Origin of the sequence: Pseudoalteromonas sp. L1 (genome assembly GCF_021728095.1) — a bacterium.
GTDB lineage: Bacteria > Pseudomonadota > Gammaproteobacteria > Enterobacterales > Alteromonadaceae > Pseudoalteromonas.
In genome coordinates, this window is sequence record NZ_JAKKCT010000002.1 from 1 (window position 1) to 15,815 (window position 15,815).

Sequence of the window (15,815 nt, forward strand, 5' to 3'; positions counted from 1 at the left end):
TGCTAAATCAATAGCAATTAAATTAGACTGTGTCATGTATGGGCTCCTTAATTGGTAAAAGATTTTCTGCAATTTCTTTATACCGCACTCTCCCGTTTATGGGGAGGAGTCCATACATCTGCTACAAATAGGCGTGAAACGAGTCTGAAAGCTGATAGCTAAAAAGCGAAAAAGGGCCCGAAGGCCCCTAACAACATTATTGAATAGCTATAAAGGTATTACATCATTACTTGGTTAGAACTGGTTCATGGTATTTGCTTCACCACCGGCTTTAAGCGCATTTTCACCAGAGAAGTACTCTTTATGAGTATCACCAATGTTTGAACCTGCTAGGTCTTGGTGTTTCACTGATGCTTGCTCACGGCGAATTTCTTGACGTTGTACGTCACGAACATACGCCAGCATACCTAGGTCGCCGAAATAGCCTTCTGATAGAATATCAGTGCTTAGCGCCGCTGTATGGTAAGTTGGTAGCGTGATTAGGTGGTGGAAGATACCCGCTTCACGTGCACCATCTTTTTGGAAATTTTGCACAAGTACGTCTGCTGCCGCTGCAAGCTCTGTGTCATCCATTTCTGGAGCCATTAATGCCTTGTTGTCATCGATGCTTGGGTAAGCAGATAGGTCTTTACCTTGTTCTTGCCACTCAGCATATACTTGCTCACGGAATTTAAGTGTCCAGTTGAACGACGGTGAGTTGTTATATACCAGCTTAGCATTGGGTACTTGCTCTTTAACGCGGTTAACAAGCTCAGCGATTTGTTTAACGTTTGGCTTTTCTGTTTCAATCCACAGTAAGTCTGCGCCTGATTGTAAGCTAGTTACACAGTCTAGAACTACGCGGTCTTTCTCTGTGCCTTCGCGGAACTGGTATAAACCATTGTCTAAACGTGTTGGCTTGCAAAGCTGACCATTAAGCTTCATCGCTGTGTCGCCTTCGTTTAAGTCATCCACACTGTTTACTGGTGTTGTTTCAAGGAACGATGTGTATTGGCTAGCAAGGTCGCCAGGTGTTTTAGATACCGGCACTTTTTGAGTAAGGCTTGCACCTAATGAGTCAGTACGCGCAACGATAATACCGTTATCAATACCAAGCTCTAAGAATGCGTAACGAACTGCGTTAATTTTTGCTAAGAAATCTTCATGCGGTACAGTTACTTTACCAGCTTGGTGACCACATTGTTTTGCGTCAGATACTTGGTTCTCGATTTGGATAGCACATGCCCCCGCTTCAATCATCTTTTTAGCAAGTAGGTAAGTTGCTTCTTCGTTACCGAAACCCGCATCGATATCAGCAATAATTGGCACAACATGGCTTTCGAAGTTATCGATTTTATTTAGCACGGCTTGAACATCACCGCCGTTTGCTTTCGCTGCGTCTAGGTCTTTGTAAAGGTGGTCAAGTTCACGTGCATCAGCTTGCTTTAAGAAAGTGTAGATTTCTTCGATTAGCGCTGGAACAGACGTTTTTTCATGCATACTTTGGTCGGGTAATGGACCAAACTCAGAGCGAAGTGCCGCAACCATCCAGCCACTTAGGTATACATAGCTGCGTTTAGTTGTTTTGTTATGACGTTTAATTGCCATCATCATTTGCTGTGCAGTGAAACCATGCCAACAACCTAATGATTGTGTATATTGGCTGTGGTCGGCATCGTAGGCAGCCATGTCAGCACGCATAATGTCTGCAGTGTATTGAGCAATGTCTAGACCCGTACGAAAACGGTTTTGTAAGCGCATACGGCTTGCGTATTCTGGGTTGATTGACTGCCACGTTTTGCCTTGTGCTTGACATAAAGTAGCTAGGTTATCGGTTTCGCGTTGATATGTTGTCATAATAAAATCCTTCGAACGGGTTATCTATTTTTTGTTAGTGAGAGTGGCTACTTGGCGTTTGCTTCATAGCGCTTAATTCAACATTAGGCGGATTTTTTGGATTTAGTAAATTTATAGTTGTTATTGCCACTATATTTTTAGTGAATGGCAAATAGCCTGCTTATTAGCCTTTTTTACGATATGGTTGAACCATGAATGATCAAATTAAGCTCGTTTAAAGGACATTATTATGACCACTCTCTCACTTAACGGTTTAAGCGTTGATCAACAACTTGCACAGTTTGTTGAGCAGCAACTTTTACCAGGAACAGGCATCAGCACAGACACCTTTTGGCAAGGTTTTGCTGATATCGTCAACGAATTAACGCCAATCAATCGTGCGCTTTTAGAAAAACGCGAACAACTGCAAGCTAAGATTGATGGCTACCATAAGCAGCAACCAGTGTGGGATGCAGCGAATTATCAAGCATTCCTTGAAGAGATTGGCTACCTCGTTCCTGAACCCGCTAGTTTCAGCATAGAAACAGAGCAAGTTGAGCCTGAAATCGCAAGCACAGCGGGGCCGCAGCTTGTTGTGCCAGTGAGCAATGCACGCTTTGCCTTAAACGCTGCGAATGCTCGCTGGGGCTCTTTGTATGATGCGCTATACGGCACTGATGTATTAAGCGATGATGACGGTGCTGAGAAAGGCTCTACATACAACCCTGTACGTGGCTTTAAAGTGATGGCTTATGCCCGCCAGTTCCTTGATAAAGCATTGCCTTTAGCAAATGGCTCGCACATCGAAAGCACCAGCTATTCAGTGGTTAACAATGAGCTTTTAATCACATTACGTGACAGCAGCCAGGTTCGCCTAGCTAACCCTGAACAACTTATTGGTTACCAAGGTGAAGCGCAAAATCCAAGCGCTATCTTATTGAAAAATAATGGCTTACATATTGAATTGCAAATCGACCATCACCACCCTATAGGCCAAGCAGATAAAGCTGGCCTTAAAGATGTACTACTAGAAGCAGCCCTTACAACAATTATGGACTGTGAAGATTCCGTTGCTGCCGTTGATGCCGAAGACAAAGTAAACGTCTATCAAAACTGGCTTGGCTTAATGCAAGGAAACCTTGTAGAAGCATTTAATAAAGGCGGCAAAACCGTTGAACGTCGTTTAGCACAAGACCGCCAATACCAAGCTTTAAGTGGTGAAACACTAACGCTAAAAGGCCGTAGCATGATGTTTGTACGTAATGTTGGCCACTTAATGACAAACCCGGCTATCCAAGATAGTGAAGGCAATGACGTGTTTGAAGGCATTATGGATGCCATTATCACTAGCACTGCAGCACTTCATGACTTAAAAGGCACAGGCAGCCTTAAAAATTCAACGGCCAATAGCATTAATATTGTTAAACCCAAAATGCATGGTCCAGAAGAAGTGGCCTTCACTAATACCCTATTTACTCGTGTTGAGCAGCTATTAGGCTTACCAGCAAACACCATTAAAATGGGGATTATGGATGAAGAACGCCGCACTTCAGCTAACTTAAAAGCGTGTATTTTCGAGGCTAAAAAGCGTGTTGTATTCATTAATACAGGTTTCTTAGACCGTACCGGTGACGAAATTCATACTTCAATGCAAGCAGGTGTAGTACTGCCAAAAGGCGCAATTAAACTTGAACCTTGGATCAGCGCATACGAAGACCGCAACGTAGATATTGGTCTTGCAACTGGCCTCAGTGGTAAAGCACAGATTGGTAAAGGTATGTGGCCAATGCCAGATAAAATGGCGTTAATGATGGAACAAAAAAGTGGTCACCCAAAAAGTGGGGCAAATACCGCGTGGGTGCCCTCTCCTACTGCTGCAACTCTGCATGCAATGCATTATCACGATATTGATGTATTTGCTTGTCAAAAAGCGCTTATGGACCGCAAAGAAGCAAGCCTTACCAGCTTACTCACTCCGCCGCTTATGAAAGATGCCAGCAGCTTAAGCAAAGAAGATATTCAAGCCGAACTTGATAACAATGCACAGGGTATTTTAGGTTATGTTGTGCGTTGGATAGACCAAGGTATTGGTTGCTCAAAAGTACCAGACATCAACCATGTAGGCTTAATGGAAGACCGTGCCACACTGCGTATTTCAAGCCAACACATGGCTAATTGGCTGTATCATGGTGTTTGTTCTGAAGAGCAAATTAAAAAAACCATGGCGCGAATGGCAAAGGTTGTTGATGGTCAAAATGAAGGGGATCCGGCCTACAATAACATGGCTGATTCAGCCGAAACCTTAGCACAAAGCGTTGCTTATCAAGCAGCTTTAGCCCTTGTATTAGAGGGAGTTAAACAACCTAGTGGCTATACTGAACCATTATTGCATGCGTTCCGTATAAAGTATAAGTCATTAAATTAAGCACAATTTAACTCCCTTCGAGTTTGATGTGTCGTTCCTAGCAGCCTTTGGCTGCTTTTTTTTAACTAAACTCATAACTACAGTGAATAACCACCATTCATGGCATAATAAAAATCTATTAAAAAAGGGGCATTTGTTACCAAATGCCCCTTTTTACGTACTAATTTTTTAAAAATTAGTTTTTGACAATCGCATTGTGATAAACGTTTTGAACGTCATCACAGTCATCAAGCATAGAAATAAACTTTTCAAAATTTGCTATGTCATCTGGATCAGTGATGTCAGTATGAACTTGTGGAACAAACGTGATTTCGTCTACTTCAAAGTTAATACCTTCAAATGCTTCTTCAAGAGCCGTTTTTGCTTTGTAGTACTCAGTATGTGGAGCGAAAACTGACACTTTGCCATCTTCTACTTCTACATCAGTTACGTCTACATCAGCCATCATTAGCGCTTCAAGTACAACTTCGTCGTCATCACCTTCAAAGCCTAAAACAGCTAAGTGGTCGAACATATGCGCTACACAGCCCGGTGTACCAATTTTTGAATCTGTTTTTGTAAACGGTAAACGTACATCTTTGATAGTACGGTTAGGGTTATCAGTTAAACAGTCAACAATAACCATACAGTTACCTGGGCCGTAGCCTTCGTAACGTGCAGGAGAATAGTCTTCCCCTGCTCCACCGGCTGCTTTTTTGATAGCATTATCGATTACGTGTGCTGGAACTTGGTCTTTTTTTGCACGCTCAATAATACGTTTTAGCGCTTGGTTAACTTCTGGATCTGGTTCGCCATTTTTAGCAACAACGTAGATTTCTTTACCGTACTTAGAATTTACTTTAGTTTTTGCATTGGCTGTTTTAGCCATGGCGTTTTTGCGGACTTCAAATGCTCTGCCCATCTTATGCCTCTATGAATACATTTGATAATTGCCGATATTTTAGCAACTCATGACGGCTTGGGCTAGTACTAGGACATTTTGAAAAATAAAAAACTAACAATTAATATCAGGAAAAATAAAAAACAAGGCTATTTAACATAACACCTTACTTTCTTGGAATGAATCAACCAAAATTGGCAATTCTGAAAAATGATGCAGTACATAATCAGCTTGATTTGCATATTCAGGAATTTCATGTGGTGCGTATAAACAAGCTCGCATGTTAGCGTTGTGGGCTGCTTGTATATCAAATAAATAATCACCGACATACAGCAACTCAGATTGGTCAAGCTCCCACAGTGTGGCAATCGCATTTAATGCACTTGGATCGGGTTTAGCAGGTGCATCAGAGCGAGTCAAAACAGTTTCTATTGGCAGTGGATTATTTTTTAACTTAATGGCAGCTGCACGGTCGTAATTACGAGTCACAATAGCCATTGGAATATTACTTTCTTTTAGTTTGGTAATCGCATCAGCCACACCAGGCAATAAATGTGAGTGCTGCGCATCAATAAGCTCATGTTGATGGACAATATTCATCGCCTCTTCGCGCATGTAAGGCGAGGGAAGAGTGGCAATATACGCCAACAAATCCTCCTCAAGAGGACAACCCACTTGTGCTTTGATCAGTGAGAAATCCAGCTCTGATGACACCAAAGTGCCGTCTAAGTCAAAAATCACACCACGAATATTGTTATCATAAATACTCATATAAATCCTTGTATATGGCGATTGGGAAATGTTCATACCCACTAATAAGATAGTGTACGATATAGCTTTATTAAAGGATCAAAGGATTAAAAAGCCAAGTTTTTTAATCCTTTTGTATAAGACTAATGAGGTTCTAACGCCTCAAACTTAGCTTCAAGCCAGGTATCATCTTGGCTAAAGGTCAGTGTTTTTACTTTCCCTTTACCCTCAATATTTACCATATTCACTTGTGCAGGCCAAAGGTCGCGAAGTGCTCCGTTGCTCATACGAATGCCATGAATTCCCTCTGGGATCGTGACTTCCTGATAAACCCAAAAGAATTTACCATCAACTTGCGCACCGACTTCTTTCAGCTCAAGTGGCTTACCATCTAAAGTTTGCAGAGCAATATGTGACTCAACATAATCAGCAAAACGCTTTTGGTCGTCTTTATTACTTAAGATATCGGCATTGCCATCAAACAAGTGTTCAACAGCATGCTCAGTATCATGCAAATAAAAACGATGCATTAGTTCTATGTTGTTGGTGCGTTTGTTAAACAGCACCGTTGTCACAGATGCTTTTAACTGGTGCGCCATGGTTGGCGCACTCAGTAATAAAACAAAAACAATGGCTGCGAAGCGCATTATTGTTGCTCCTGGGCGTCTTTCTCATCACCTTTTTTCAGCTCAGTTTTAATATCTTGCATGATATCGCGACTGACTTTCGCTTTACTCTTCTCACGCTTATACACTTCAATACGCGATGGAATAATACGACGCGGGTAGTTGTTGTTTTCTACATCTACATCCGCTGTTTCCCAGCGTGGATCCACTGTAACTGACACTAGATTTTTACCCTTTTCTGTGACAATTAGCTTTTGAACATGCTTGTGGTTACGACGCCAAATTTCAGCCGGAATGTACTGCTCTTCTTTGCTACCATCTTCATAAGTAAGCTCAAGTAAGATAGGCATGACTAAGCCACCTAAGTTTGAGAACTCAAGTACGTAGTAATTTTTATCTTCTTTGATTGCACGCTCAAACGTTTTACGCTCCCAAGGCTCTAAACCTTTAAGAAATTTGTTATACGCGTTGCGCTCTTTGTTAGTTACCGTAAAGCGGTCATTTTCGTCATAGAAGTCAGTTACATCTGGGTTTTCTTCAACCCACAGCTTTTTACCTTCTTCTTTATTACGTTTTACGAATAATGGCATTGGCTTATCAGCTTCGATATCACGTAAACGATTAAAGTCAATATCAGGGTTTTTGGTATCTAAACGAAGTTGGTAAACCTTGTCTAGCGAGATATCAACGTGATCTGTGGTATAGAACCAGCCACGCCAGAACCAATCTAGGTCAACACCTGACGCCTCTTCCATAGTACGGAAAAAATCAGCAGGAGTAGGGCGCTTGTACTTCCAACGCTGTGCATACTCTTTAAATGCAAAGTCGAATAGCTCACGACCAAGGATCACTTCACGTAATATGTTAAGTGCGGCAGCAGGCTTAGTATAAGCATTAGGGCCTAAACGTAATACGCTGTCTGATTGCGTCATAACCGGCACTTGGTTTTCTGACTTCATGTATTCAACAATGTCGCGAGGCTCAACCCCCCAAGGAATTGTGTGGTCCCATTCACGACCAGCAACACCATCTAAGAAGCTGTTAAGACCTTCATCCATCCACGTCCATTGACGCTCATCAGAGTTAACCACCATAGGGAAGTAAATGTGACCTACTTCATGGATAACAACGCCGATTAAGAAACGTTTTTCTGCTTGTGAGTAAGTACGTGTACCGTCGTCTTGTAGATCAGTACGCGGGCCATTGAAGGTGATCATGGGGTATTCCATACCACCTACAGGGCCATTTACAGACTGAGCCACAGGGTAAGGGTAGTCAAACGAGAAGCGCGAATACACTTCCATCGTATGCACGACAGCTTCAGTAGAGTACTTCTTCCAAAGGTCGCCACCTTCTTTCGGGTAGAAAGACATCGCCATCACTAACGGCTGATCTTTACCACCTTGATGATAGCCTTTTGCATCCCACATAAATTTACGTGAAGACGCCCACGCAAAGTCACGTACGTTTTCAGCTTTAAAGTGCCATGTCTTGGTTTTGTCTGTGCCTTCTTTCTCGTTTTCTAACGCTTCTTCTTCAGTCACGATGAAAACAGGGCGTTTAGCATCTTCAGCTTGCTCAAGGCGCTTACGCTGTGTGCTCGTCAAAACGCTGCTTGGGTTATCAAGTTTACCCGTTGCCGATACGATGTGGTCAGCAGGAACGGTTAATTCAACGTCGTAGTTACCAAATTCAAGGGTAAATTCACCACTACCTAAGAAAGCTTTGTTCGTCCACGCTTCATAGTCAGTGTATGCAGCAAGGCGAGGGAACCACTGCGCTAATAAGAAGATATCGTTGCCATCTTCTTCAAAGTGCTCATAACCAGAGCGGGCGCCAACGGCATCTTCTTCAACAATGTTAAAGGCGAAGTCCATGCTGAACTCAACGTCTTTACCCGGTTTAAGCGGCTCGTTTAAGTCAATACGCATTAAAGTATCAACGACTGTAACTTTAAGCTCTTTTCCGTCTTCGTCTTTAACATTGGCGATTTGATAACCCAGCTCGTTGTCGGCCATAAATTGCTGACGACGTAACTGACCTAAGCTCAATTTGGTTGATTTTGGCTGAGGGTCACCTTGCAATGTTTTACCATTGAAAGTTGATGTCATTTCAGCAATTGAGTCAGATTTAAAGATATTTTGGTCAAGCTGTAGCCAAAGGTACTTTAAGGTGTGAGGTGAGTTGTTTTTGTATTCAATTGTCTGGCTTGCTGTTAAGCGACGTTTCTTTTCATCAAGCTTAGCATCAATATCGTAATTTACTTGTTGCTGCCAGTAGTTTTCAGCAGGGGCACCCGCAGCACTTCTATATACGTTTGGAGTTGGGAGTGCTTCATCAAGTTGACGAAACTTATCAACAAACGAGCCTTTAGTTTGCTCTACCGATGACGCCATGACTGCTGAAGACACTGCCAAAGGCAATACCAAAGCACTCAAATGGAGAACTGCTTTTTTCATTGTTAATCCTGTAAATTAAGTGTAAGCCTACCATCTCAAACAGCTAACAAGGTTGCAATAAAATCACGATAAAATGCTAGTTTTTTAGGTTAGTATTCGTCTTTATGCAATGAATCGTTTATGGAGCCATATGCCTCTACTTTTGGGTTGTGTAAAGGGGGTTTACAAACAGATTGGTTGTTTTTAGTTCAGCACTAATTCATTGCAAAGTATTACAGTTAGTATTAAGCCAACTTGGTTAAATTTTGTTTAACAGTAATAAAGGTGATTAGATGAAGTTTTATATTGTAAAAAAAGACTCTCGTTTAGCCGCTATTCCTGCGCAAGAATCGATTTTAAACGAGTATAAAGAACGTGGCTTTGAATATGTCGAAGTGATCAATGCATGTGATAAAGACGATGCATTAGCACGCACATCTCCCTGTTCAAAATGGACTAAAAAAGGGCTGTTTTTAGGCTCATCTTTAGTGATTTTGACTCTAATCTTCATTATTTTCGCAATAAATTAATTTTTGCGACATTTTCTATTGAAATTTACTGCCATTTGTATTTAAAATCGCCCACTTTTTTGATTTTGGGTCAATACAGAAGCTGTATTTGTCCCAAAAATGTGTCGGTAAACAGCTTAGAATTCGGTGGGCTTATGGATTTCTATATCCTAAAAAAACAACAAGAACTAATTGCAATTCCAGCGGACGAACAAAATTGTAAACAGTACCTAGATTCAGGGTATTTTTATATTGATAAAGTAGCGGCATGTAATGAAACGAATGCCCTTAAAATTCTACAAGCAAAACAAACCAAAGCGCTTAAAGTTCCATTGATTATGGCGTTGTTAGCTCTACCTATGGTGGTTTTTGCTTGGTATAGCTTAAGTTAACAAACCAAGCTGGGCATCTTGGCTCAGCTTAGGTATATTGACGCTCTTAATAAATAATAAGAGCGTTTAATGAAAGTCCTTCATACATCTGATTGGCATTTAGGCCAGCAATTCTACGAGCACTCCCGATTCGATGAGCATCAAGCATTTCTAGCTTGGTTAACCGATACGCTTGTCTCAGAACAGATCGACTTATTACTGGTTGCGGGTGACATTTATCATACGGCAACGCCACCTGCCAGTGCAGAAAACCAACTCTATCAATTTATTAAAACCACTAAGCAGCATTGCCCTGACTTACACATAGTGATTATTGCAGGTAATCACGATTCAGCAAATCGTATTATGGCGGCAAAACCTTTATTAGCTCAGTTTGATACCCATGTTGTTGGCCGCTTTGATAGCAACGCTCCTCATGAAGTGGTCCTGCCAATCAGCACTAAAAACGGCGATGTTAATGTCGTCGCTATGCCATTTTTACGTAGTAGTGATTTAAGCAGTTATAATCGCCAACAAGAGCAACCATTAACATACAATCAAGCAGTAGCACTTGCCTACAAAGATGCATTACAAGCAGCAAGTGAATTACCAAGCGCGCCATTAATTGCTATGGGCCACCTGCATGCAAAAGGCGGAGATATCTCATCTGATTCTGAACGTAACTTAGTGATTGGTGGTGAAGATGCGATATCGGCAAGCATATTTACTGATCAACCTGATTATGTGGCGCTAGGGCATCTTCATAAAGCACAAACCGTCGCGAAGAAAGAGACCATTCGCTACAGTGGCACGCCAATGCCGATGTCATTTTCTGAAAGACGCTATCAGCATCAAGTTGTGCTAGTCGAGATTAGTGACTCAGGTACTTCTGTAAACCCCCTTTACATCCCTAGTTTTTGTAAAGTCATGTTGCTACCGGAAAAAGACTGTGTGCCACTCAACGAACTCTGTGAGCTTATAAAACAGTTCGATTTAACAGATGAAGATCTAGCACCATACCTGCGGGTTAAATTGAGCGCCCATGACACTGACACCACTTTCAGAGAGCAAATAGAACAAGCCCTTGAAGGGAAGCAGGTTAAGTTCTGCGGCATTGAAAGGGTGCGTCAGCAGAACAGCCAGCAAGACGATGAACAAACTCTATTTGAAGATGTCTCACAAATTGAAGCGCTGAACCCACATTCACTTTTAGAGCAAGCATTTGCAAACAATAAAGATATGGCAGGGCAGGCTGTACCAAAAGAGCTAGAGGGCTTATTAAGCCAAGTGATCGATGAGTTGAATGCAGAGGACCTACTATGAAAATTTTAGCGATTCGTGTTCATCAACTCGCCTCTATCTTAGACGCCGAAGTCGACTTTAGCGCTTCACCTTTAAAAGAAGCAGGGTTGTTTGCCATCACCGGTGATACCGGGGCCGGTAAAAGCACTTTGCTCGACGCCATTTGCTTAGCGCTTTATAACAAAACCGCAAGGTTACGCGGCGATACAGGCAATAAAATTGACTTTAATGGCGACAATATCAAACTCAATGACTCGCGAAACTTACTACGACGCGGGGCAGGGCAGGGCTATGCCGAAGTCGACTTTATTGGCCAAGATAAACAACAGTACCGAGCAAGGTTAAGCTTTAGCCGAGCGCGTAATAAAGCCGATGGCAAATTACAACCCGCACAACATAGCCTTTATTCATTACCTGATGAAACCCTAATTGCTGATAGAAGCGCAGCAGATAAAGAAATCGAGCGCATTATTGGTTTGAGCTTTGAGCAGTTCTCACGAGCTGTACTACTTGCGCAACATGAATTTGCTGCGTTTTTAAAAGCAACAGGGGATGAGCGTGCGCAACTACTTGAATGCTTAACAGGCACCGATAAGTTTAGCCTTATCGGTAAGCGAATCTATAAGCGCCACGATGAGCAATTGCAGATATTAGAGCAGTTAAAGTTAAGTTTAAGTACCTATCAGGTTTTAAGCCCTGAACAGGTCGAAACTAAACAAGCAGAACAAAAAGCGCTTGAGGCTAAACTTGCTGAGTTGCAAAAACAAATAAAACAATTTGAACAGTACCAAGCGTGGTATAAGCAAGCATCTCAGCAGCAGCAACAGCTAAACCAAGCTGAGCAAGCAAAGCAAGAGTTACAGCAACAAATGCACGCGCTTGCTGAAAAAGCCACTGAAGCGAAACAAGCTCAGCAATGCCTAGAAATAAAAGATAACCGTGAACGCGTAGCTACTATTACAGCTCAACATGGGCAACTTATTAAAAACCGTGAGCAGCTTTTAAACGTTGACCATAAAACACTGATCAAAGACGCTGAGCAAACGCTTGAAAAGCAAACCGCGCAACTAAACCAAGCTAAACAAGCACAAAAAGACGCACAACCTATTATTAGCCAGGCCCGTGAGTTAGATAAGCAACTTGCCGTATTAAACCAGCAAGTAGCGGCGCAAAAAGTACAAGCAGAGAAAGCGAAGCACCATCATCAAGAGCTGACTAATACACTAAATAGCCATAAAGCAGAGCAGCAAAAACAGCTAGAGCAACAAGCACAAATAAATAGCTATTTAGAAACACACGCACAATGGCAACCATTAGCGAAAGACTGGTCATTCTATAAAAGTGAGTTAACCCGCTTTAGCCAGCAACAACATACAATGAGCCACTCACAGCAAAACATAAAAGCTCTTCAACCTAAGATTGATGAGCAGCAAGCAGCCGCGCAGCAGTGTAAAACTCAATACCAAGCCCTTGAGCAAGAAATTAAGCGCTTAAATGAGCAAGATACCGCCTTTAAATCGAGTTTAAACACCCAATCAATGGCGGATATTGATGCGGGGCTTGAGGCGATTAAACACCTGATTGAAAAGCGCCAAGTATGGCAAACTAATCATCAGCAGTTAAAAAGTTGGCAAACCCAGCTAAACACATTAAGCCAAACTGAGCAGCAACTGCAAACAGCACTAAAAGATGCGCAGCAAGGGGCAGAGCAAGCACAGCAACAAGTTTCGCTTTGTGAGCAAAACTTACAGCAAGTGCAGTTAAGAGCCAGTGAAGGGGTCAGCCAGTTACGTGCCACCTTAAAAGCAGGGGAGCCGTGCGCAGTATGTGGCTCAAAAGAACATCCCTTTATGCATGAAGAAGTGGTTAATGAGCAATTTAGTCAACTTATTAACGACTTTACCGGCCAGCTAACTAACGCCAAACAGCATTTAAATACTCTACACGCATTACAGCAAACTAAAAGTAATGAACTGGCGGCATGCAGCCAACAGATAAGCTCGTTAAACGGGCAAATCTCAGAACTGAGCACTCAACAACAGAGCCTCAAAGAAACCATGGCGGCAAGCCGTACTGAGCTAAATGATTTAACCGAAGATCAGTTGAACGAGCGTCAACAACAGCTCAGCCTGCAAAAACAGCAATACTACAAAACCCTCGAGCAGCAACAACAGCTGCAAAACACGCTTGCGGCTAAGCAAGCTGAGTATAATCAGCAGGGGCAAGCGCTACATAGCAAAGAGCAGCAATTAAATGAATTGCAGCAACAGCTAAATAATCTGCAAACTCGTTTAAATGAGCTCAATGATGAGCATCAGCAGCTCTCTACGACACTAAATCAACAATTCACCAATACACCTTGGTGGCAGGCACTCAATACACAAAGCATTTCTTTAGAGGTTATTGCTGAGCACGTTGAGGCTTATCAAGCTTCGCTGCAAACGGCGGATGAACTTAAAACGAGTTTAAAAGCCATTGAGCAGCACCTTGCGCATGTAACGCCGCAGCTTAACGAAGCACATGCCTCTTTAACTCAGTACAACGAGCAACTAAGCCAAACTCAAACAGAATTAACGCAGATACAATCAAAGCGCGAGGGGTTATTTAGTAACCCAGCGATATCGGTAGATGAGTTTATAGCAGAGCTTGAAAAGGCGATAGATTCAGCGCAGCAAGCACTGCAACTTGCCCAGACAACCCATAGTAACGCGGTAAAGGCGCGTGATGAACAAGCCATTCAAATCGCCAATTTTGACGAGCGTGAAAACGAGCTAAACGCTGAGCAAGCGGCGCTTAATGAGCGCTTTAGTCTGTGGTTTAACGATTTTAAAGCGCAGCACCCAAGCTTGGATGAGCAAGCAGTTAGTCAGCTATTAACGATAAGTCCCGCTGAAATTAAACAAACTCTGGCAGATTACTACACCAGCGAAAGTAGCTTAAAAGACGCTGAGGCGCTTTTAAAACAACGACAACAGGCTTTGGCTCAGCATCAAAATGATAAGCCAGCTCTCGGTGAAGATGAGCTGCAATTACAGCTTAATCAAGTCACAGAGCAACAAGTACAAGCGAATAACGCATTATTGCAAGTTGCGACTGAGCTTAAAACCCATCAACAAAATAGCCAAGCGCTTGAAGATAAACAAAAGCAATTAGTGAAGCAGCAAAAAAGCTATGAGCACTGGCATTTACTCAATAAGGTACTCGGTGATGCCAGCGGCAAAACCATGCGTAATTTAGCGCAAACGCAAACCTTAAAAATACTGCTGCATTATGCGAATAGTCACTTACAAACACTAAATAAGCGCTACAAATTAACAGCCATAGGGCAAACGCTCGATATCGCTATTATCGATAAAGACATGGCCGATGAGCAGCGCTCTGTTAATACATTATCGGGCGGTGAGTCATTTTTAGTGTCGTTAGCACTGGCGCTAGGGCTTGCTTCGTTGTCGTCGAATAAAGTGCAAATAAACTCTTTGTTTATCGACGAAGGGTTTGGTACGTTGGACAGTGAAACGTTAAGCATCGCGATGGATGCTCTTGATTCTCTACAAGCACAAGGCCGCAAAGTGGGGGTTATTTCGCACGTATCAGAAATGACCGAACGCGTTGCCACGCAAGTGCATGTAGCGAAAAAACCAGGTGGTTATTCGACCATCTCTGTTATTTAAAGGATTAGCATGCCAACTTTTAATCATGAAGAAGCAAGTCACTACGACGAACGTATTTTGCGACTAGTTCCAGGTTATGAGCTATTACATCAAGCAACCGCAGCCCAATTAGCAACAACGCTGAACGATGATGCGTGCATTTTAGTGGTTGGTGCCGGAACAGGTAAAGAAATCATTGAATTAGCGGCGTTAAAACCAGGCTGGCAGTTTATTGCTCAAGACATTTCACAAGACATGCTCGATATTGCCGAGCAACAGTTTGGCCAGCATAACATTAGCGACCGCGTGACAGTACACTGCGGTGATATCAACGACATCGACACTCAATGTGACGCCGCACTGTGTCTTCTAGTAATGCACTTTGTTGAAGATAACGGCGATAAAAAAGCGCTGTTAAAAGCGATTCACAGCAAACTTAAAAAATCGAGCAACTTATACATTGCCGATTTAATGCGCCCTGAAACCGCTTTTGAGCGCGAATCTCAACTACAGCTGTGTACGCAGTTAGGTTTGACCGAAGTCGGCGTAGAACGCATGCGCCACAACCTTGAGCACGAGTTTTACCCATTAGACCGAATTCGTTTTTCTGAATTAGTAAATGAAACTGGATTCAGCACCCCAAAACAGTATTTTAAAGTGCTTGGTTTTGCAGGGTATGTGGTTGGGAGTTAGCTACGTTCTAGAACTGTCAGCTCGTAGGTTGGGTAGAGCGCAGCGAAACCCAACAAGTTAGCGAGTTTCAAGGGGAAAGAATAAAGTTACATCGCGTAGGCGTGAAATTTATTTCGCGCGATTTATGTTATTTAATTTAACTCTTTTAACTTGCTAACTTTACTTGGTAGTAGTGTTGAATCTTAGCGTGAATAACAGTTTTGTACCTTGAGTCAATCAACTTATTTCTAGACAAAGGCATGTTAGCTCGTCGGTTGTATTAGGTGAATTTCTCATAAAACTTTCTATGCACTAACGCCGCAATATGGGGCGGTTAAATATAGTGGCGATGGGTTGAAACATGCGAAAATCGCCTC

Annotated in this window: 11 protein-coding genes; 6 read left to right on the forward strand and 5 right to left on the reverse strand. The window is 42.4% G+C overall.

What is annotated here, in order from left to right; translation table 11 throughout:
• Nucleotides 1-234 precede the first annotated feature (234 nt).
• A complete protein-coding gene (locus L3V38_RS06250; protein ID WP_130152007.1) occupies nt 235-1,836 on the reverse strand; it encodes an isocitrate lyase in 1,602 nt (533 codons plus the stop codon).
• Between the two features lie 226 nt (nt 1,837-2,062).
• Between L3V38_RS06250 and L3V38_RS06255 the strand changes: the two genes are divergently transcribed.
• A complete protein-coding gene (locus L3V38_RS06255) occupies nt 2,063-4,240 on the forward strand; it encodes a malate synthase G (protein WP_237119318.1) in 2,178 nt (725 codons plus the stop codon).
• 175 nt (nt 4,241-4,415) lie between these two features.
• Here L3V38_RS06255 and L3V38_RS06260 read toward each other — a convergent pair whose 3' ends face one another.
• From L3V38_RS06260 to L3V38_RS06275, 4 genes are all read right to left on the reverse strand, one after another.
• The gene (locus L3V38_RS06260; protein ID WP_054553380.1) at nt 4,416-5,141 is read right to left on the reverse strand and encodes a YebC/PmpR family DNA-binding transcriptional regulator; all 726 of its coding nucleotides are present in this window, start codon (nt 5,139-5,141) and stop codon (nt 4,416-4,418) included.
• Between the two features lie 132 nt (nt 5,142-5,273).
• A complete protein-coding gene (locus tag L3V38_RS06265) occupies nt 5,274-5,891 on the reverse strand; it encodes an HAD family hydrolase (RefSeq protein ID WP_237118775.1) in 618 nt (205 codons plus the stop codon).
• A gap of 122 nt (nt 5,892-6,013) precedes the next feature.
• Nucleotides 6,014-6,517, reverse strand: a complete 504-nt coding sequence (locus tag L3V38_RS06270; protein ID WP_130152011.1) for a DUF6702 family protein — start codon at nt 6,515-6,517, stop codon at nt 6,014-6,016.
• On the reverse strand, nt 6,517-8,955 hold the full coding sequence (locus L3V38_RS06275; RefSeq protein ID WP_237118776.1) for a M1 family metallopeptidase: 2,439 nt from the start codon (nt 8,953-8,955) through the stop codon (nt 6,517-6,519). The genes L3V38_RS06270 and L3V38_RS06275 overlap by 1 nt, the downstream gene beginning before the upstream one ends.
• 272 nt (nt 8,956-9,227) lie before the next feature.
• Here L3V38_RS06275 and L3V38_RS06280 point away from each other — a divergent pair, with 272 nt between their 5' ends.
• The 5 genes from L3V38_RS06280 (at nt 9,228) to L3V38_RS06300 (ending at nt 15,459) form a co-directional block, all read left to right on the forward strand.
• Complete coding sequence (locus L3V38_RS06280) at nt 9,228-9,464, forward strand: hypothetical protein (RefSeq protein ID WP_130152013.1); 237 nt, start codon at nt 9,228-9,230, stop codon at nt 9,462-9,464.
• Between the two features lie 134 nt (nt 9,465-9,598).
• Nucleotides 9,599-9,835 (forward strand): hypothetical protein, encoded by a 237-nt coding sequence (locus L3V38_RS06285; RefSeq protein ID WP_062567824.1) that lies wholly within the window; start codon nt 9,599-9,601, stop codon nt 9,833-9,835.
• A gap of 69 nt (nt 9,836-9,904) precedes the next feature.
• Nucleotides 9,905-11,137 (forward strand): exonuclease SbcCD subunit D C-terminal domain-containing protein, encoded by a 1,233-nt coding sequence (locus L3V38_RS06290; protein WP_237118777.1) that lies wholly within the window; start codon nt 9,905-9,907, stop codon nt 11,135-11,137.
• On the forward strand, nt 11,134-14,787 hold the full coding sequence (locus tag L3V38_RS06295; protein ID WP_237118778.1) for an AAA family ATPase: 3,654 nt from the start codon (nt 11,134-11,136) through the stop codon (nt 14,785-14,787). Before L3V38_RS06290 ends, L3V38_RS06295 begins: the two co-directional genes overlap by 4 nt.
• 9 nt (nt 14,788-14,796) lie before the next feature.
• The gene (locus tag L3V38_RS06300) at nt 14,797-15,459 is read left to right on the forward strand and encodes a class I SAM-dependent methyltransferase (RefSeq protein ID WP_237118779.1); all 663 of its coding nucleotides are present in this window, start codon (nt 14,797-14,799) and stop codon (nt 15,457-15,459) included.
• Nucleotides 15,460-15,815: the final 356 nt, after the last annotated feature.